This is a genomic window from Serratia sp. CoH_134_PS_4 (assembly GCF_058190535.1).
This window is the reverse complement of the sequence record NZ_JBXWKI010000009.1, coordinates 187,656-208,141: the sequence shown is the minus strand read 5'-3', so window position 1 is coordinate 208,141 and position 20,486 is coordinate 187,656. Positions and strand designations below refer to the sequence as shown.

Here is a 20,486-nt window from a genome sequence, read left to right as displayed (position 1 = left end):
AAAGCCCGCGGATAACCCGCGGGCTGTTTTACTTCAATACCTGGCAGTCATGATCCTGGATTTCTTCTGACGAAGCCAAAGTAAATGGCAGCAGGCTGCGCTCAGTGGCCAGCAACAGAAAATCACCGCTCGGTAATGCGGTCATTGCCAATCCAAAACTCCCCATACGCCCGTTTGCGCGTGCAACCCCCTCAGATAACAAGCGGAAAGCACCCTGTTTATTGAGCTCCTCAGGGGTTACCCGGCGCGCTAAATAATCATGGCCCAGCAGGCCGCCAGGTATTGGCTCCCACTGCTCGCTGTAATCTGCCGCATACTGCGCCAACTGCGTTTTTACCGACGGCAGCAGGCAGGAGATATGAATGTGCAACTGATTCTGAGTGCGGCCATAGGCTGAATTAATCGCCAGCGAAATATCGGCGTCGTCGATCGCCTTGCCATATTTATCGGCCATAAAGTGCCGCGCCTGCCAGGCTTGCTCAAAGAAGTTTGGGGTGGTGGCCGCCAGTACCGCGGGGCTTTCAATACCGGTGATTCTGGTGCTTGGCATCAGCAGATACTGCAGTGGCCCGTTACGGTCTTTGAACACCACAAAGCCGGCCTGTGGGTCAACCTGCGCACAAGGTGCCGGATTGTTATGCGCCTGCTGGTTGGGCAGGCACTGTTGGCTAACGATACGCCACAACGCACTCGATTGGGGAGGCTTTACCCATATCCAGAGCGTAGCGGTAATCGCAATGGCGGCCATCACCAACGGCGCAACGTACAAAAAGAGCCTGCGGCGCAGAGACATGATTGATTTCCGTTTCCGTAAAAAGAGAAGGGTTCAGCATAATCTGGTTTTATGACAGGTGACAGTGCGGGAAGTGCGGCCCGTATGACGGGGCCGCAGACGCAGGATTAAAGCGATTTATCTCGGGTTTCTTTCATCAGCAACAGGGCGATCAGCGTGAGGCTGGCCATCGCGGCCAAATAGAGACCGACATAGAACAAACCGTAATGGGTCGCCAGCCAGGTAGCGATATAAGGCGCTACCGCTGCGCCGAGGATCGAGGCCACATTGTATGAGAACGACGCACCGGTATAGCGCACCTCGGTCGGGAATAACTCGGGCAGAAGTGCGCCCATCGGGCCAAAGGTCAGGCCCATGATGCTCAGGCCGCACAGCAGGAAGCCCATCACCAGCGCTTGGTTGCCGGAACCCAGCATGCTTGGGAACAGGAAAGCAAAGGCGATCATCAGCAGGGTGATGACGATCATGGTCTTGCGGCGGCCAAAGGCATCAGCCAGCAGGCCGGCAATTGGCACCATCACGCCAAAGCCAATCACCGCCACCATCAGCATCCACAGGAAACTGTTGCGTGAATAACCCAACCCCAGCGGCTGCGGCGTCGTGCCGTAGGTCATGGAGTAAACCGTCATCAGGTAGAACAGTGTATAGGTTGCCAGCATGATAAAGGTGCCAAGGATGGTCACCTTCAGGTGTTTGCTCAGCAAGGTGCCGAGCGGAATCTTCACCTGCTTGCCGGCTTTGGCTACCTTGGCGAATACCGGGGTTTCATGCAGTGATACACGCACATACAGGCCGATCAACACCAGTGCAGCGGACAGGATGAACGGCACGCGCCAGCCCCATTCCATAAACTGCCGATCTGTCAGCAGCCAGGAGAGTAACAGGAAGGTGCCGTTGGCGAAGAAGAAGCCGATAGGTGCCCCCAGTTGCGGGAACGAACCGTATAGCGCACGTTTTCTGGCTGGGGCGTTCTCGGTAGCCAGCAAGGCGGCGCCTCCCCATTCGCCACCCAGGCCTAACCCCTGGCCAAAACGCGCGAGCGCCAACAGGATAGGGGCGAAGATGCCGATGGTTTCGTAGCTTGGCAGCAAGCCAATCAGTACGGTAGAAATCCCCATGGTGAGCAGCGAGGCGACCAGCGTCACCTTGCGGCCTACACGATCGCCGAAGTGGCCGAACAGTGCCGAACCAATCGGGCGTGCGATAAAGGCGACGGCGAACGTAGCCAGCGACTGTAGCGTGGCGGTGGTGGGATCACCCTGCGGGAAAAAGATATGTGGGAATACGATCACCGCAGCGGTGGCGTAGATATAAAAATCGAAAAACTCGATGGCGGTCCCGACCAGCGAGGCGACAATCACTTTTCCGCGTGAGTTGACTGGCGTTGACGCGTCGTCGGCGTCCAGAGTTGGTGCGATGGAGGCTTGCATAATTTTTCTTATATTTTGAATGTGTAAAAATCCATATTAGTCATAGCAATATGCCTTTTCAATGCTGAAACTTTGCACAATAGCGTGATTAACCGGTTAAAAAGCTTAATGTTTCACTGGCGTGTTTCTACGTGGTTTTTAACGTTGCCAAATGAATGATTTGCAGACTGAATATCTGTAAAAGTCGGAAAGAAAAGTGAGCGGGTAGTTTGTTGTGCTGGTTTCGGTGGGTTTGTTTGCTTGTTTTTGGTTTTATATACTGGTTTTGTCGCTGTTTGTTGAAATAAAAAACCGGCCATCAGAGTGTGGCCGGTATGATTGCGTTGCTTCAGGGATCGGTGCGTTCCGACGAGGGTAACGTTTTATCCTCTTTATACTGTGCCGTGGCAATCCAGGCGGCGCAGAACAGCGTCAAACGTGCGAAGAAATAGAAGAAGGCCATTAGCCCGATGACTGAACCAAAGGCAGCGCCGGAAGGCGATTTAGCCACCTGCGGCAACGTCATGGTCATCACAAACTTAATCACCTCGAAACCGATAGCGGCAAGCAGCGTGCCGCGTAACAGCGCCTTTTTCTTTGGTTTATGCCGCGGCAGCATCCAAAATATCCAGAGGAACAGCAGGTAGTTAGCGAAAATAGAGATAGACAGTGCGATCAGCGTCAGCGCCGGACGCAGCCAATCGATACCTTCCAGGCCCAAAGCACGGACGATCGTCGCCTGCGCCGAGCCAGCGATGGACGTCAGCGTTAGCGTAATAATCAGTGCCACCACCAGACCGGTTAGTGAGATAAAGTCACGGGTGTATTTGAAATAGATTTTTTCCTGGTCCTGCGGATTGCGTTCCCAGACGTCACGCGATTGCGCGCGGATCGCCTCACGCAGGTTGCCCATCCAACTGATCCCCGAATACAGCGCCAGCGCCAGGCCGGTCAGCCCCACGGTCGTACGCTGCTGAATGGCGGTATTAACGGTATTTTTGAGCGTGCTGGCCAGCGTCGGGTCACTGATGCTACCGACAATTCTATTAATCAGCTCGGTCAGCAGGTCGGGATTGGACGCCAGCACAAAACCGACGGCGGCGAAGGACACCATCAATATCGGGATCAGCGACAGAAACGAAAAATAGGTAATGGCGGCGCCAAATTGGCTGCCCAGACGATCGTTAAAGCGCTCGGTGGCACGCAGCAGGTGGGCGATGCCTGGTCGGGCCTTGATGCGCTCAACGAGGCGTGAAAAACCGGAAATACGCCGGTCGATTTTCTGATGGCCGGTTTTGATGGCGATCAGCGGTTTTTGTGCCGCTTCACTGTTGGGCTGATGGGGGGCTTTATCTGATCCTATAGGCATTACGTCACGATTTCCTTAACGATAAATATACCCGTCATATTTCAAATTACCTGTGCGTTGGCTGCTATCACTTACCTGAGTCACTTACTCAAGTAAGCTCATCGGGACACGCCTAGTTGCCACCTTCCTGCAACTCGAATTATTTAGGGTAGAGGCTCTTTCAGCTTTGATTATAGCCAAAAGGCACGCCGGTTTGGCCGCAAGGGCGGCAACTGGCCAGTTTTTGAGCTTAGCGCGTTCACCGCACGAGTGAAATGCTACTGCCCATCGTTAGGTAAAATTCTTATGCCAGCCGCGTGTCAGCGCGGTTTTTTTCATTCACTGACCTCCAATTTTTATCTGTTTCATCACCAAGAAAGCGTTTACTCATGATGTGGCGCTGCGGTTTATCGACCGTCGCGTTGCTGCAGCCGTAGGGGCTGGAACGGTTTTAACTGTCATCAATAGATAAAATGGAAGGTCATATGAAATTGCTAAATCATCCCACCTGTCGTCCGTTTACCGAGGCGGGCAATTTGACACAGATTTCTGCTTACTATGAAGAGGGTCGGCACATCATGTGGATGCTGTTGCGCGCTGAGCCGCGCCCCTGTTTCAACCAGGCGTTAATTGAAGACATCATGACGTTGGCGCAGGCGGCCAAAGAGTCATCGTTGCAGTTTGATTTTTGGGTCACCGGCTCGTTGGTGCCGAATATGTTCAACGTCGGCGGCGATTTGCAGTTCTTTGCGGAGGCCATTAAAAACCGCAAACGTGAGGCCATGATGGCTTACGCACGTGCTTGCATCGACTGTGTACATGCGGCAGCACGCGGATTCGACACCGGGGCAGTCAGCATTGCCATGGTGGAGGGCAGCGCGCTGGGTGGCGGTTTCGAAGCCGCATTGGCGCACCATTTTGTTTTGGCGCAGAACAATGCACGTATGGGGTTCCCAGAAATTGCCTTTAACCTGTTTCCCGGCATGGGCGGTTACTCGCTGGTGGCGCGCAAGGCAGGTATGCGTCTGGCGGAAGAACTGATTTGGGGCGGTGAGTCGCACACGGCGGAGTGGTTTGAAAGCCGTGGGCTGGTTGATCAGCTATTCCAACCCGGCGATGCCTACGTGGCTACGCGTACCTTCATTGATACTATCCGGCCTAAATTGAACGGCATGCGTGCCATGTTGCGTGCTCGCCAGCGGGTGCTGCAATTGACGCGTTCGGAATTGATGGATATTACCGAGGATTGGGTGCATTCGGCCTTCACCATTGAGGAGAAAGATCGCGCCTATATTGAACGCTTGGTTATGCTGCAGGATCGTCACACGCTAAACCTGCGTCGTGCAGGCTAATATGACTCCGCCCGCATCACGCTGAGGGGGATTGCGGGCGATAAGACTGCAGCCAATGCTCCAGCTGTTCCGGGAGCATTGGCCGCGCAAACAAAAAACCCTGTTTTTCATCAACGCCGACCTGGTCGAGGAACTGGTTCTCGCTTTCGGTCTCTACACCCTCGGCAATCACCCGGAATTTGAGTGCTTCTGCCGCTGCAACGATAGCGCGTACCAGCGATTGTGAAACGGGATTGAAATTCACGCCACGAACAAAACTTTTATCCAGTTTGATGGCGTCCAGCGGAATACGCGACAGCTGTGCCAGTGAAGAGTAACCCGTGCCAAAGTCATCCAGATGGACTTGCGCGCCCAGCTCGCGTAGCCGGGTGATCACCTCTCGCGCCCGTTTTTCGTCCTCAATCAGGCTGCTTTCTGTTAGCTCGAAGTCCAAGAGGCAGGGCATCAACTGATTCTGTTGCAATACCTGTGCGAGATCCGCAACGATGGAGTCATCCACCAACTGCCGTGCAGAAAGGTTGACCGCGATCCGCAGTGCTAACCCATGGCGTTTCCAGTGTGCGGCCTGTTTGGCGGCGGTTTGCAGAACCCAGCGGCCGAGTGGCCCGATCAGGCCGGACTCTTCGGCGTAAGAGATAAATTGCAGGGGGGGAATCAGGCCGCGTTCGGGCGAATCCCAGCGTACCAGGGCTTCCACGCTGCACACCTTGCCGCTGAGCGCTTCAATCTTGGGCTGGTAGTACACCACCAGTTGATTCTGCTCCAACCCCTTACGCAGATTGGTATCCAGCCACATATATTCTGCGACGCGTTTGTTCATCTCTGGCGAGAACACGGTGTAGGTGCGTTTACCCTGTTCTTTGGCGACATACATGGCGGTATCGGCACTGCGGATCAGACTGTCGATATCGTTGCCATGTTCAGGACACAGCGCGATACCGATGGAACAACCGGTATAAACCTCGATGAGGCCGATACGGAAGGGCGTTTTCAATCGGTCGATAATATGCTGAGCGAGCTGTTGTAACGTCTCACGGTCGGCTTCTTGGGCTAACACCAGAAACTCATCGCCCCCCAAGCGAGCCAGGGTTTGGTCTGGTTTGAGGCAACCAAGAACCGCCAGTGACACTTCCACCAGTAAACGATCGCCAAACATATGGCCGTAGGCATCATTCACTTTTTTAAAGTTGTCGAGATCGAGATACACCAATCCGATGTTGTTATCATCGCGCGTGGCTATCGCTTGGGTGATTTTGTCCTGGATGGCATTGCGGTTGGGCAGGCCGGTAATGATGTCGGTATTGGCAAGTACGCGCAGGCGTTCTTGGGCGCGACGCTCTTCGGTGATGTCGGTACCGGAACAAATCAGAAAGACTTCATTTTTACCGCTGCCACTGTGAACGAACTTATTACGGAACAAAAATAACCGCTCGCCCTTCACCGTTTTGATCCAGCGCTCGACTTCATAGGACGATCCGTTGCGGAAAAAACCGGCGATATTGCGTCGCGACGCCGTGGCTTCTTCCGGACTCATAAATAATTGAAAGACGTTTTTGCCAATAACATCATGTTCGTGCAGACCGGTGTATTCTTCGCTTAGGCGGTTGAAGCGCTGGATGCGGCCATGCTGATCGACGATCACAATCACGGAGTTGGCTTCTGACACCACTTGCTCGGCAAAGGAAAGGCCGTGCACCAGATCGCGAGCGACCGATTGGGTGTCACTGAAGGCGGAAGCGGTGCCCGCCCACTCCAGATTGTTGATCCGACGACCGACCAGGTGAAGGTGTATTGGCTCTCCGCCCAGCGTTATCGTGATATCCAAGCTGGCGGTAATACCGCTAAGACGGCGGATTTTTGCAGCCTGCATGGCGTTGAGCGCCACAGCCATATGTGTTTTGCCTTTGACTGCCGATAACGCCAGGGCATTGCTGTCAAACGCCAACCGCCAATAAGGGCTGTTGGTGCCAAAGTGGGCGTTAAGAAGCATAGGGCCTTGGTCTGCGAACATGATGATTCCTCAAATGGGCACGACAGCCAGAGCTGTGCGATGAGCGCAACAGCAGGTTTCTGGCCCGTTAGTGGCCGTAGTGCACGTATCTCCATCATATAACACGTTTTTCACTGTCGGTGGACGAAACTATTATATAAGCAATAATTAGTTTTGCCCTGTAAACGACACATTGCCACCCGTTGCCTTAGAGTGTAAGTGAGAACCTGCTGATTCGAGAGGTTAGTACGATTTTTGCGCACAGATGCCTTCATCGTCTTGTTGCAGGACGGTTGTAGCAGAGGGGACTAAATTATAATAAGGCGAGTGGTTGTCAGGAATAATCCTATAGCGCTGAACGTCATGTTGAGGTGGGTGTTAAGCCAGTGTGAAATCAAAATTTCCGCATACCAGGCACTATCTTCATAATTCACTCATTATTGGTGACTAAAACTGTTTTGGGCTTTAATAAATTTACACTCCATCGCATTACTATATATTTATCAGACTATTATTATCTCCGAAGAAAGAAGAGCCTGTTCACGTACAGCGCTCCTGATGAAGAATAACGTTAAGGAAATGATTATGCGTAAACTGACTGCTTTATTTGTTGCCTCTACTCTGGCGCTGGGTTCTGCTTCTATGGCTTTTGCTGCGGACACCACAACGGCACCGGCGACGGCTGACTCATCGGCTGCACCGATGAAAATGATGCACCATAAAGGCGAAGGCAAGGGTGGGCCATTTGCGGGCCTGAACCTGACAGAACAACAGCGCCAACAGATGCGCGACATCATGAAGGAATCGCACCAGAAGCGTGGCGCAGGAATGAAAGAGGAGCGTCAGGCACTACATAGTCTGGTCGCTTCCGACAGCTTCGACGAAGCCAAAGCGAAAACGCAAATTGATGCCATCAGCAAAACGCAATCCGAACATATGTTGGAACGCGCGAAAGCTGAAAATAAAATGTATAACCTGCTGACGCCTGAGCAGAAAAAACAATACAATGAGAATTATCAGAAACGCGAACAGAAAATGATGGACCACATGAATAATATGAAGTCGAAAACTACGACTGCACAGTAATAATTTCATGAGGTAAGTAAAAAGGGCCAGATAATAATCTGGCCCTTTTTATTTTTCGTGGCGAAAATATTCACTCCGGCGAGGGTAATGGATAAGTTGCATCCAGTTTGCTGGCAATGTGCTGAAATTGCTCGGTAATAACCTGCGAAAATCGCGGGTCGTTAATATGATAATCCGTTTTTATCAACTGCCGTTTTTTTGTCGGCTGCATCGTGCTTTCCAGCGCTTGAACAAAAGCGTCTAAAGCTAACGGATCCCAAAAGGGCTGCCCTGGCACATCCAGTGCGGAGACCCCGCCTCCGGGGATCACAAAACGTATTTCGCCGGTGCATGCATTCATTTTTTCCCCGATCCAACGTCCTATCTGCGCATTCTCCTGTGGCGTGGTGCGCACCAGTGTAACCTGGGGGTTATGTTGATGGCGTAGGCGTCCGGCATAGCGTGCCGGCACGGTGTCGGGCGACCCAAAATTGATCATGTCCATTGCGCCACAAGACAGTACGCAAGGGATACCGGTACGGGCGATGGCACCGAAACGCTCTTCATTGCAGGGCAGAACACCATCGAACAGATAATCGGCCACCTCAGTGATGGTCAGATCCAGCGCGGCACTGAGCAAACGGCTGTCGATCAACTTTTCCAGTGCTCTACCACCGCTGCCCGTTGCGTGGAATACCAAGCAGTCCCAGTAGGGCTCAAGCGCGGCAACAACGTTTTGTATACAGGGCGTGGTGACACCAAACATTGTCAAACCGAGCGCGGGTTTACCCTCGGCATCATCGTGGGAAGCAAAGCGTACGGCTCCTGCAATCTGGCACGCTGCATTATTCAGGACGCGCCGTGAAATACGGTTGAGACCGGCGATGTCTGTGACGGAGTACAGCATGGTGATATCGCTGTTGCCGACATAGGCCGAGACGTCACCTGCTGCCATGCTTGAGACCATTAATTTTGGCAGGCCAATAGGCAACTGCTGCATTGCTGGGGTGATAATGGCTGTACCGCCGGAACCACCCAGGCCAAGCAGGGCCGCAATATCGTGACGAGTCAAAATAAAGCGTTCGAAAGCGACGGCCATAGCGGCAATGGCTTGGCCCCGGTCATGACAAAATACGGCGTTAGCTCCCTCGGGGTGATAACGGGCAATGTCCGCAGCGCTGATATCGGTGAGTGAGTGCGTGGGAAGAAGACGCGTTGAGAGATCGACGGTCAAAGTAGGTAAAGCGAGGTTGGCGAGTGCCTGGCGAATATACTCCTGTTCTTGTCCTTTGGTATCTGCTGTGGTAGCAATGTAGATAAATTTTGAAGTATCAATCACTGCTTATTCCTGCGGAATTTATAACTTATTTATTAAAATTATAGTGTTATTTATTAATTTGAATCCCTGGTGTTGGCTATTTAATTCTGAATGATTAATATATCTACATAATGAGACGGTAGTGTTATTTATGCAAGGCCAGGTGAGTTCAAAATGAGATGCTAGTCTCATTTTGGCCATCGAATGCCACCGACGAAGTGGAATACTGTCGGTTTTGTGGTTATCGCGTGTTGTCCCGGGACGGGGGAAGCGAACAAGTATGATGAGGTAGCTGTGGTAATAACTGCTTTTCCCATGAAACAGGACCAAACTCTGACGTCGACACGAGCAAGAACCCATCGTTTATTGCTGGCCAGTGCCATGGCGTTGTATGACGAAGGGGTATTTCCTTCCATCACCGAGCTTGCCGCACATGCGCAGGTATCTCGTGCTACTGCCTATCGTTATTTCCCCACCCAAAGTGAATTGATTGCCGCGGTTGTGGCCGAAAGCCTGGGGCCGATTCTGGAATGGCAGCCACAGGATCAGGACGCGCTGAAACGCATTCAGCAACTGCTCACTTTTGCTTATCCCCAAATGGAGCAGCATGAAGGGGCTTTGCGTGCCGCGTTGCAGCTTTCGTTACAGCAGTGGGCGAAAGCGACACCGGGTGAAAAATTTGTCCGCGGTAACCGTAAGCGCCTGCTTAATCTTGCGGTCGAACCACTCCGGGATAAACTGCCGTCTGAAGCCCTGCAACGAGTCATTCATTCTTTTTCTTTGATTTATGGCTCGGAAGTTTTCCTGGTACTGAAAGATATCTGGGGGTTGGATCTCGACGGCATTCAGGATGTAACGCAGTGGATGGCGAAAGCCATTATTCGTCAGGCCGAAGAAGATGCGATGAACAGCAGAAAACCGCTAGCATGATAGTCCAATTTTTACAGCCATTCTCAGCGAAAACCAGCAGATTTCACTGAGTGAGTATTGGCAATTGTTATAATTTAAAGTGATAAAAAGAGCGTTTTAAGCATTTTTAAATAGGCTGGATGGGTGGTCCCCATTCGGCTTTTTTTGTTTCTATTATCTATATTTATCAGATAATTATTTCTGTCTTTTGCTGCGAAAAACGGAGCATACCCCGCCTTTTTTAACCATTGAATTTCCTTATATCTCCCCACCTTATTTGCCCCTTAATTGCATTCTCCTGTGACGTCCCTGCGCCTTTGACACATTAGGCGTGCTTGAGATTGTTGTGCTTTATTTATTTGGTGTTACGAAACTGTTACACAAAAAAATCAATAAGACATTTGCAAACAACAATGGACGGTATCTGGGATGGAAAATAGACGTAAAGGAGTCAAGCCTGTTCAGGCGGCCTTCGGCTGGCCTGAAATTGGTGTTAATCGTGCACAGTGGAGTGCGATGCTTTTTTGCCTGGCGGCGATCGGTGGAGTGCAAGCGGCACCCTATATAGAGAACGGTAAATCGGGTGATCCAGCCAGCTGGCGCAGTAAAGAATTCAACGCAGAATGGGGCCTGGGGGCAATTCACGCCGATCAGGCCTACGCCGCCGGTTATAGCGGAAAAGGCGTAAAGCTTGGCATTTTCGATCAACCGGTATATGCCAAGCATCCGGAGTTCGCCAGCCAAGACAAAGTGATCAATCTGGTCACTACGGGTATCCGCGAATACACCGATCCCTATATTCCCGTGAAAAAAGGGGATGCATTCCGCTATGACGGTACGCCGAGCGTAGATTCTGACGGCACGTTGGGTTCACACGGCACACATGTGGGCGGCATCGCTGCCGGTAATCGTGATGGCGGCGAGATGCACGGTGTGGCGTTCAATGCACAGATCATCAGTGCGGAAAATGGTGATCCGGGGCCGGAGGACGGCATCATTCTCGGCAACGATGGTGCGGTGTATCAAGCGGGCTGGGATGCGCTGATCGCCAGCGGTGCACGCATTATCAACAACAGTTGGGGTATCGGCATCACCGAGAAGTTCGATCAGGGCGGCAAGGATCCGGCCTATCCCCACTTCACGCTCGCCGACGCACAGAAACAGTTCGATCAAATCAAACAAATTGTGGGTACTAAAGCCGGTGGTGCCTATCAGGGTGCGATCGATGCAGCACGCAGCGGCATTGTTACCATTTTTGCCGCCGGCAACGACTACAACCTGAATAACCCGGACGCGATGGCCGGGCTGGCCTACTTTGTGCCAGAAATCGCCCCCAACTGGCTGTCGGTCGCCAGCCTTCAGGATCCGAAGAACACCGGTGATTACAGCATCAGTACCTTCTCCTCACGCTGCGGTTATACCGCCAGCTTCTGCGTTGCCGCGCCGGGCACCAAGGTATACAGCTCGATTATCGAAGGTAACAGCGTTGATAACCTGACCACCGGCTATGCCAAATACAGCGGGACTTCAATGGCGGCACCCCACGTGGCCGGCAGTGTCGCGGTGCTGATGGAGCGCTTCCCGTACATGACCGGTGCGCAGGTTGCCACTGTGTTGAAGACCACCACCACCGATATGGGCGCACCGGGCATCGATGCGCTGTACGGCTGGGGGATGATCAACCTGGGCAAGGCGATTCACGGTCCGGGCATGTTTGTTACCGAGCAGGATATTCCTGAAGAATTTCGGGTTAGTGGGGCTTACGGCCCTGAGCAGTTCGTCGTGAATCTGCCGGGTGTTGGCGCGGTGCTGGACAAGGGCAAACCGACCGAACGTGTGTGTGACGATATTCATTGTGGGCTGGATGTTTGGAGTAACAACATTGCCGGGCATGGTGGCTTGACCAAACAGGGTATCGGCACGTTGGTGCTGACCGGCAATAACAGCTACGCCGGACCCACGCTGATCAATCAAGGTCTGTTGGCGATTAACGGTTCTGTCACGTCGGACGTTAGGGTGCAAAACGCCGGCGTACTGGGTGGCTCCGGTACGGTGGGCTCATTGACCGCGCGCAGTGGCGGCACCGTGGCACCCGGCAACTCGATCGGCATCTTGAACGTAACGAATAACGTCAGCTTCGAACCGGGTTCGCGCTACGCGGTGGAAGTGGCACCGAACGGCCAGAGCGATCGGATCCAAAGTAGCGGATCGGCGACGATCGGCGGCGGTCAGGTCGTGGTGCTGCAAGAGCAAAATACTAATCTGTTGTCGCAAGGCAGCGTGGGTAGCCTGCTCGGTCAGCAGTACAACATCCTGACTGCCCAGCAGGGTATTAGCGGGCAGTTTACCTCTGCTTCAACGTTCTCTCCTTTCCTGGATGCCGATCTGGCTTACCAACCGAATCAGGTCACGCTGAGCGTCGGCCGTAACGACACCTCCTTTGCCAGCGTGGCGCAAACGCAAAACGAGCGTGCGGTGGCGGCCGCGGCAGACGCGCTGGCGGCGGGCAACCCGGTGTTCGAGAGCATCCTGAATGCCGGTTCGGCCGGGGAGGCCCGTCAGGCCTTCCGCCAGCTGTCGGGGCAAATTCACGCGGACATCGCCTCGGCACAGGTCAACGACAGCCGCTACCTGCGTGATGCATTGAACGGCCGCCTGCGTCAGGCGGAAGGGTTGGCAACGTCATCGGACATCAAGGCGGACGACGACGGCGGAGCCTGGGCGCAGCTGCTGGGCGCCTGGGACCATGCGTCGGGCGATGCCAATGCCACGGGTTATCAGGCATCGACCTACGGCGTGCTGGTGGGGCTGGACTCTGCGCTGGCGGATGAATGGCGGCTCGGGGTGGCAACGGGCTACACCCGGACGTCACTGGACGGGGGCTACGGCTCGAACGCGGACAGCGACAACTACCACCTGGCGGTGTACGGCGGCAAACAGTTCGGTGAACTGGCGCTGCGTGCCGGCGGGGGTTACACCTGGCACCGCTTCGACACCTCACGCTCGGTCAATTACGGCATGCAGTCAGATCGTGAAACCGCGAAATACAGTGCGCGCACGGAGCAGGTGTTTGCCGAAGCGGGTTACAGCGTGAAGGCGGGCTGGGTCAATCTGGAGCCGTTCGCCAACCTGGCGTACATCAACTTCCAGAACAACGGTATTGCGGAAGACGGCGGGGCGGCGGCGTTGCACGGCGACAAACAGCACACCGACGCCACGGTATCAACGCTGGGTCTGCGTGCGGATACCGAGTGGCAGGCGAGCAAAACCACGTCGGTGGCGCTGCGCAGCGAACTGGGTTGGCAGCATCAGTACGGGGATCTGGATCGCGGTACCGGGCTGAAATTCAACGGCGGCAGTTCCCCGTTTGTGGTGAACAGCGTGTCGGCATCGCGTGACGGTGCGGTGCTGAAGGCCAGTGCAGAAGTGGCGGTGAACAAGAATGCCACCCTGTCGCTGGGCTATGGCGGCCTGCTGTCGCAAAACTATCAGGACAACAGCGTTAACGCCGGTTTTACCTGGCATTTCTGATCTTAAAAAACTGAGGGACAAACCGCCTCACTGGGTGGCGGTTTGACTAAAACAAAAAGGATAAGGGAATGAAGCAAGCTACAGGAAAGAATAAACCGGCATTGGCGCCGACGTGGAAACTGAACGCCCTATTGTGTGCGTTGCTGGCAGCCGGAGGTGTACAGGCCACGCCTTATACGGAAGGGGGGAAGTTGGGCGATCCAGCCAGCTGGCGCAGCGATGAATTCAAGGCGAACTGGGGGTTGGGGGCGATCCACGCTGATGAAGCCTATGCGGCAGGTTATACCGGTAAAGGGCAAAAGGTGGGGATCTTCGATACCCCAGTGAACAAACACCCTGAATTTGCGGGTGACGGCAAGCTGGTGAATGTGGTTACCGAGGGTTACCGCGCCTATACCGATCCGCACCGTGATGGGATTAAGGCCGGGGATCGTTTCTACTTCGATGGAACCTTCCACTTCTACAGTGGTACTCAAGGCCTGCTGAGCAATCACGGTGTACACGTGGCTGGCATCAGCGGGGCTAACCGTGACGGAACCGGCATGCACGGCGTGGCGTTTGACTCACAGATCATCAGTGTTGATAACGACAATGACGGCCCGGCCTATGGCGAGTTCCTCGGGCTGGATGGCAGCGTGACCAATGCGGGTTGGCAGGCGATGATCAAAAGCGGCGTACGGGTGATCAACAACAGCTGGGGGGTCAGTATTCCGGATTTCCTTTCGGATAATGGCAAAAAACCGGATGCCCTGCATTTCGAGTTAAAAGATGCACAGGAACAGTTTGACCAGGTGAAACCTTTGCTGGGTAGCCTGGCGGGAGCGGGTTATCAGGGCGCGATTGACGCCGCCCGTAAAAACATTCTGGTGTTGTTCGCTGCCGGTAACGACGGTAACTACAACCAACCGGATGTGATCAGCGGCTTGGCCTATTTTGTGCCGGATATTGCGCCTAACTGGCTGTCTGTTGCCAGCGTCGCACAGGATGATGCTTCCACCAACACTGTGCCTTATACCATCAGCAGCTTCTCTTCACGCTGTGGCTATACCGCCAGTTTCTGCGTCTCGTCGCCGGGCAGTAAAATCTACAGCACCGTGGCCAACGGTTCAGATCCTCATCAGTTGGTCTCTGACTATGGCAATAAGAACGGCACCTCAATGGCGACGCCACACGTAACCGGTGCGGTTGCTGTATTACTCCAACGTTTCCCGTACATGACGTCAGCGCAAATTGCCGACGTGCTGAAAACCACCGCGACCGATATGGGCGCTCCGGGCATCGATGCGCTGTACGGCTGGGGGATGATCAACCTGGGCAAGGCGATTAATGGGCCAGGGATGTTCTACACCGTCGAAGATATTCCTGAAGAATTCCGCATTCCGGATCCGACAGGGGTTGCGTATGGTTCCTCGCAGTTTATCGCCAACATTCCAGGCCAAGGGGCTGAGATCGATCGCGGCACGCTGCAGGCGCGTATTTGTGATGACTACCATTGTTCGGTGGAAGTGTACTCCAACGATATTCACGGCCACGGCGGCCTGACGAAGGAAGGTCAGGGGGCACTGGTGTTGACCGGTACCAACACCTACACCGGTCCAACGTGGGTCAATACCGGTCTGCTGGCGATTAACGGTTCTGTCACGTCGGACGTTAGGGTGCAAAACGCCGGCGTACTGGGCGGTTCTGGTACGGTGGGCTCATTGACCGCGCGCAGTGGCGGCACCGTGGCACCCGGCAACTCGATCGGCACCTTGAATGTGACGAATAACGTCAGCTTCGAACCGGGTTCGCGCTACGCGGTGGAAGTGGCACCGAACGGCCAGAGCGATCGGATCCAAAGCAGCGGATCGGCGACGATCGGCGGCGGTGAAGTCGCGGTCTCGCTGGAGAACAGCACCAACCTGCTGTCGCAAAGTGACGTCCGTAGCCTGCTCGGCCAGCAGTACAACATCCTGACCGCCCAGCAGGGCGTCAGCGGGCGGTTTGATACGGTGGTGCCAAATTACCTGTTCCTCGGCACCGGCCTGACTTACCAACCGAATCAGGTCACGCTGAGCGTCGGCCGTAACGACACCTCCTTTGCCAGCGTGGCGCAAACGCAAAACGAGCGTGCGGTGGCGGCAGCGGCAGACGCGCTGGCGGCGGGCAACCCGGTGTTCGAGAGCATCCTGAATGCCGGTTCAGCCGGGGAGGCCCGTCAGGCCTTCCGCCAGCTGTCGGGGCAAATTCACGCGGACATCGCCTCGGCACAGGTTAACGACAGCCGTTACCTGCGTGATGCATTGAACGGCCGCCTGCGTCAGGCAGAAGGGTTGGCAACCTCGCCAGACATCAAGGCGGACGACGACGGCGGTGCCTGGGCGCAGCTGCTGGGCGCCTGGGACCATGCGTCGGGCGATGCCAATGCCACGGGTTATCAGGCATCGACCTACGGCGTGCTGGTGGGGCTGGACTCGGCGCTGGCGGATGAATGGCGGCTTGGGGTGGCAACGGGCTACACCCGGACGTCACTGGACGGCGGCTACGGTTCGAACGCGGACAGCGACAACTACCACCTGGCGGTATACGGCGGCAAACAGTTCGGTGAACTGGCGCTGCGTGCCGGCGGGGGTTACACCTGGCACCGCTTCGACACCTCACGCTCGGTCAATTACGGCATGCAGTCAGATCGTGAAACCGCGAAATACAGTGCACGCACGGAGCAGGTGTTTGCCGAAGCGGGTTACAGCGTGAAGGCGGGCTGGGTCAATCTGGAGCCGTTCGCCAACCTGGCGTACATCAACTTCCAGAACAACGGTATTGCGGAAGACGGCGGGGCGGCGGCGTTGCACGGCGACAAACAGCACACCGACGCCACCGTATCGACGCTGGGTCTGCGTGCGGATACCGAGTGGCAGGCGAGCAAAACCACGTCGGTGGCGCTGCGCAGCGAACTGGGTTGGCAGCATCAGTACGGGGATCTGGATCGCGGCACCGGGCTGAGATTCAACGGCGGCAGTTCCCCGTTTGTGGTGAACAGCGTGTCGGCATCGCGTGATGGTGCGGTGCTGAAGGCCAGTGCAGAAGTGGCGGTGAACAAGAACGCTACCCTGTCGCTGGGCTATGGCGGCCTGCTGTCGCAAAACTACCAGGACAACAGCGTTAACGCCGGTTTTACCTGGCGCTTCTAATCCTTTTACCTGAGTGGTCATGAGGGGGTCAGCTTGCTGGCCCCCTTTTTTGCATGAATTAGCCGCTCATGCTCAGAAAGGCGCAGGTTTATCTCTCGTCGTCTTAGGGTAAAAAAGGCAAGAAAAAACCGGGACCCTTGCGGATCCCGGTTCAAATGCGGGTAAAACAGATTAGCGCTTACGGCCCATATTTCGGAGAGAGTCTGGTGCATACATTCTCTCAGAGTAACAACCGAAACGAGCTTTCCCTGGTGTCATTATGATTATTTGGTGGTGCGATTTTACTGTTGTTATATTTTTATTGTGGTGTTGCTGTGTGTCTCTTCTGGTACCATGTTTGACTATATAATGTGGTATGTCAAGCAATGTTTAGATTGTACATTGTATGATATACCAGTTTTTGAGCGCTTTTTTTGCACGGCAAGTACGAAAACGACTGAAAAAACAGCAAAAAAAAATCGAAGGAAAAAATGGATAATAATCACCAGAAATTCGATTCACAGTCGATTGCAAACCGGGTTAGGGAACTGTTTGTACATTATGGGATTGGTAAGCGTCAGCATGCGAAAGAGCTCAGTCGGATTCTGGATCTCAGCTTTTCACATGCACACCGTAAGCTGAAGGGCCAAAGCCCTTGGACGCTGGAACAAATTAGCCACGTCGCGGCGGCATTAGGGGAAAGCCCGGCAGCGATAGTGGATACGGGTACAGAACATGACATCTCTGCACAAACTATTGCACGGGATGCCATCTTTTATGTTGGCGGTGTGGAATTAGCCTGCGTTGGCTATATCGGTCATGAGTTGGTTGGCGGGCGGACATCGGAATATGTCGCGTTACAACAGGCTGGGCAGTGGTGTCTTTATCGTTCAGATGATGCACCGCAAGGGCAACGGTATTGTGTGGAGCTGATTGAGCTCCGTCCTGCTGCCGTTGAAGACGAGCGGTTAAGCATTGCGGTACTCGACGACTCACACCAGGCCGCTGACGAACTGACAAAATACCTTAACGGGCGTGGTTTCCATGCCGTCGCTTTTTACGATGTCAGCAGTTTCTGTTTGGCGCTGCAACAAAGTCTGTTCGATGGTTATGTGGTCGACTGGTTGATTGGCCAGGAAACGGTGGTGCGATGCATCGAAACCATCCGTGCTTCGGACAACCCGGATGCGCCGGTTCTGGTGCTCACGGGCCAATTGGGGACCGATCAGCGCGAATCCGAAATCGCCAGGGCGATGCGTGACTATGACGTATTGGGGCCGTATGAAAAACCCGTGCGGCTCCATGTCATTGAAGCCGCACTGTTGCGGTGTTTTAATCTTTAACGAGCAGTGAAGCCAGCGTCGTTGACAAGGCATCAAGCCGTACTGGCTTCATTAAATAGCTGTCGAACAGCGCCCGCTGCTCGGCAGACAGCTGCTCCGGGGTATAGGCGCTGATGCCAACAATCGGAATATGACGATTGGGCCCACGCTGGCTACGCAGTTGTTTCGCCAACGCAGCGCCATCAATACCCGGCATTTGCAGGTCTAACAGCAACGCGTCGTAAGGACGTCTAAGCAACTTTTGCAGCGCACGTTCGGGTGAATTGCACAGTTCATGTTGATAGCCCAGTTTGTCCAGCAGCGCGGCAAAGGCGTCGCTCACGGATTTATTGTCATCCACCACTAAAATATGTTGCTGCTTGTCCATCAGGCCACGCTGGTGCGGCAATTTTTCGCCTTGCTCCTCGTCGTCGGTAATGTCGACGGGAATACTGACGATAAAGGTACTGCCTTTTTTGATCTCGCTGTAGACAGTGATCGTGCCATTGAGCAGCGTCACCAGCCCATGCACAATCGCTAATCCCATGCCTACACCGCCATACTGGCGGGTATGAGATTGATCCAATTGAGTGAAGGGCCTGAATATTTGGTCAAGCATCTCCTTTTCAATACCAATACCGGTATCAGTCACCTCAATAATCAATGAATTACCCGTGGGCTGGCGTCGCAGGCAACTGTGCAGCGTGATGGTGCCGCTTTCGGTATATTTGAACGCGTTGGTCAGCAGGTTGACGATAATCTGCCTGATGCGCAGCGGATCGGAATGTATCTGCAGATGACCGCATTCAATTTCGCACAACAGCGTCACCTGTTCTTTCTGGCTGAGCGTCTCGATTTCATGCGCCGTGTCTTCGATCAGCCGTTGAGCGTCAAACGGTGCGAGACGCAGCTCCATCATGCCGCTGTCCAAATGGGCATAATCGGTGAGGTCTTTCATCTGGCTTTCAATTTGCTGTGCGGCAATCTCCAACCGTTGGAAAGTATCCGCATGTTCGGCCGACACCTTGGTATTCACCAGCACGTCAATGGCAGACATAATGCTCTGCAGCGATGTGCGTAACTCGTGGCCAATGGCGCCCAGAAAGGCATTCTTGGTGCGGGTGGCTTTCTCCGCTTCTATTGCTTTGGCTTGTTGCCGGATGGTCAGGCGCTGCTGGCGGAACATAATCAGCGTAATGGCAATAAGCGCAATCACTGAAAACATCACGATCACCAGACCATAAAAAATGATGTGTCGTTTTTCGATATAGTCTTCGTAGGCGGCGGTGCGCTGCTTCACTTCTGCATGATCGGTCAGGTTGGCCATTTCAATCGAGTAGGGCTTGATTTGCCTCATGGCCTGCGAAATGAGTGAGAAATCAATCTTCGGGCTGTTCAGCAAATTATCAATCTGATCCATTTTCTGGCGCATATGTGCGACAACCTCGGGGTAGCCCGGTTCGGCATACAGAGGTTGGGTCGACTCAGACACCGTTTCCAACACGTAGAAACGGGAATAAAGGATTTCAAATTTGAGGCGCAGATCTTCGCTATCGACCTGTGGTGCGTTTTTCTGCTGTTCGACCAGCGTTTCAAATTCGGCAAGCTTGATAGCAAATTTGGCGATCGACCAAGAATAATTTTCCTGCGTGCCGGCAATAGCATACAACCCTTTTTTGGACAGCGTTGCGCTGTAGTAATACAGCGTCACCGCGGAGGCAACCAGGAAAAGGGCAGCAAAAATAGCCGGGATTGCCAGCCTGCTGTTGTTTTTAAACCCTGTGAATTTCATTTAATCACGATCCTGTCCACTTGCCAGATAAAGCGTGAGTTGTAGAGCGGGGAGTTCAACTCAGGCCCAGCGGCATCCCTGGGATAAACCAAAAACAGCGGTCCGAAGTTTCTGATCTTCAGCATTTCGCCGTCCATCTTGTAGGCCAAAATCATATTGTATTTCTCAACGTCAGACAGCGGGACGTCGATGTAATAATCGTTTAACGCATAAAACGTCAGCGTACTGCCCTTGGCGCCAACCCGGGCCAAAATGTCCGCGACGGCAATCCCTTCAAACTTTCTTTGGGGCGTCCAAGAGGTTGACGTGGTAATGCTGTGCACCGGCATTGCCAACAGTTGTTTATCGGTAAACAGATAGCTTTTCTTTACCGGATCGGTCGTATTTTGGATGTCTCCCGCAACCTCCAAAGTAAAACTGAGTGCGCTGGATTGGACGATCGCCAGCGAAAAAAGTGCCAGCGTGAAGTTTTTAAAAAGAGTGAACAGCATCGGTGTTCTCCAGTGTT

At 53.9% G+C, this 20,486-nt stretch carries 12 protein-coding genes and 1 pseudogene; 6 read left to right on the top strand and 7 right to left on the bottom strand.

Going from position 1 to position 20,486, the window contains the following annotated elements:
- Nucleotides 1-28: 28 nt before the first annotated feature.
- The 3 genes and pseudogenes from AC2FCQ_RS15990 to yhjD all read right to left on the bottom strand — a co-directional run.
- Nucleotides 29-808 (bottom strand): annotated as a pseudogene (locus tag AC2FCQ_RS15990) (CDP-diacylglycerol diphosphatase); the annotation flags it as partial.
- Nucleotides 809-900: 92 nt separating this feature from the next.
- Nucleotides 901-2,223 (bottom strand): MFS transporter, encoded by a 1,323-nt coding sequence (locus AC2FCQ_RS15985; RefSeq protein ID WP_209639390.1) that lies wholly within the window; start codon nt 2,221-2,223, stop codon nt 901-903.
- 328 nt (nt 2,224-2,551) lie between these two features.
- Nucleotides 2,552-3,571: an inner membrane protein YhjD gene (gene yhjD, locus AC2FCQ_RS15980; protein WP_265556086.1), complete on the bottom strand. Its 1,020-nt coding sequence runs from the start codon at nt 3,569-3,571 to the stop codon at nt 2,552-2,554.
- 464 nt (nt 3,572-4,035) lie between these two features.
- Here yhjD and AC2FCQ_RS15975 point away from each other — a divergent pair, with 464 nt between their 5' ends.
- Nucleotides 4,036-4,902, top strand: coding sequence for a crotonase/enoyl-CoA hydratase family protein (locus AC2FCQ_RS15975; RefSeq protein ID WP_209639384.1), 867 nt, complete (start codon nt 4,036-4,038; stop codon nt 4,900-4,902).
- 16 nt (nt 4,903-4,918) lie between these two features.
- Here the strand turns inward: AC2FCQ_RS15975 and pdeR are convergent, their stop codons facing one another.
- On the bottom strand, nt 4,919-6,913 hold the full coding sequence (gene pdeR / locus AC2FCQ_RS15970) for a cyclic di-GMP phosphodiesterase (RefSeq protein ID WP_490308698.1): 1,995 nt from the start codon (nt 6,911-6,913) through the stop codon (nt 4,919-4,921).
- A gap of 564 nt (nt 6,914-7,477) precedes the next feature.
- Here pdeR and spy point away from each other — a divergent pair.
- A complete protein-coding gene (gene spy / locus AC2FCQ_RS15965) occupies nt 7,478-7,978 on the top strand; it encodes an ATP-independent periplasmic protein-refolding chaperone Spy (RefSeq protein WP_265556084.1) in 501 nt (166 codons plus the stop codon).
- A gap of 70 nt (nt 7,979-8,048) precedes the next feature.
- On the opposite strand, the gene AC2FCQ_RS15960 is transcribed toward spy, so the two are convergent.
- Nucleotides 8,049-9,296, bottom strand: coding sequence for a Tm-1-like ATP-binding domain-containing protein (locus tag AC2FCQ_RS15960; protein ID WP_490308697.1), 1,248 nt, complete (start codon nt 9,294-9,296; stop codon nt 8,049-8,051).
- Between the two features lie 294 nt (nt 9,297-9,590).
- Between AC2FCQ_RS15960 and AC2FCQ_RS15955 the strand changes: the two genes are divergently transcribed.
- From AC2FCQ_RS15955 to AC2FCQ_RS15940, 4 genes are all read left to right on the top strand, one after another.
- Nucleotides 9,591-10,205: a TetR/AcrR family transcriptional regulator gene (locus AC2FCQ_RS15955; protein WP_209639373.1), complete on the top strand. Its 615-nt coding sequence runs from the start codon at nt 9,591-9,593 to the stop codon at nt 10,203-10,205.
- A 495-nt stretch (nt 10,206-10,700) separates the two neighbouring features.
- Entirely contained in the window at nt 10,701-13,715 is a 3,015-nt protein-coding gene (locus AC2FCQ_RS15950) for an autotransporter outer membrane beta-barrel domain-containing protein (RefSeq protein ID WP_490308710.1), read from the top strand.
- Between the two features lie 68 nt (nt 13,716-13,783).
- Entirely contained in the window at nt 13,784-16,885 is a 3,102-nt protein-coding gene (locus tag AC2FCQ_RS15945; RefSeq protein ID WP_490308696.1) for an autotransporter outer membrane beta-barrel domain-containing protein, read from the top strand.
- A 470-nt stretch (nt 16,886-17,355) separates the two neighbouring features.
- Nucleotides 17,356-18,207, top strand: coding sequence for a helix-turn-helix domain-containing protein (locus AC2FCQ_RS15940; protein WP_209639367.1), 852 nt, complete (start codon nt 17,356-17,358; stop codon nt 18,205-18,207).
- On the opposite strand, the gene AC2FCQ_RS15935 is transcribed toward AC2FCQ_RS15940, so the two are convergent.
- Nucleotides 18,197-19,978 carry an ATP-binding response regulator gene (locus tag AC2FCQ_RS15935; protein WP_265556079.1) on the bottom strand — a complete coding sequence of 594 codons (1,782 nt, stop codon included), beginning with the start codon at nt 19,976-19,978 and terminating at the stop codon, nt 18,197-18,199. The genes AC2FCQ_RS15940 and AC2FCQ_RS15935 overlap by 11 nt on opposite strands.
- Nucleotides 19,975-20,469 carry a putative pterin-binding protein gene (locus AC2FCQ_RS15930; protein ID WP_209639361.1) on the bottom strand — a complete coding sequence of 165 codons (495 nt, stop codon included), beginning with the start codon at nt 20,467-20,469 and terminating at the stop codon, nt 19,975-19,977. Before AC2FCQ_RS15930 ends, AC2FCQ_RS15935 begins: the two co-directional genes overlap by 4 nt.
- Nucleotides 20,470-20,486 lie beyond the last annotated feature (17 nt).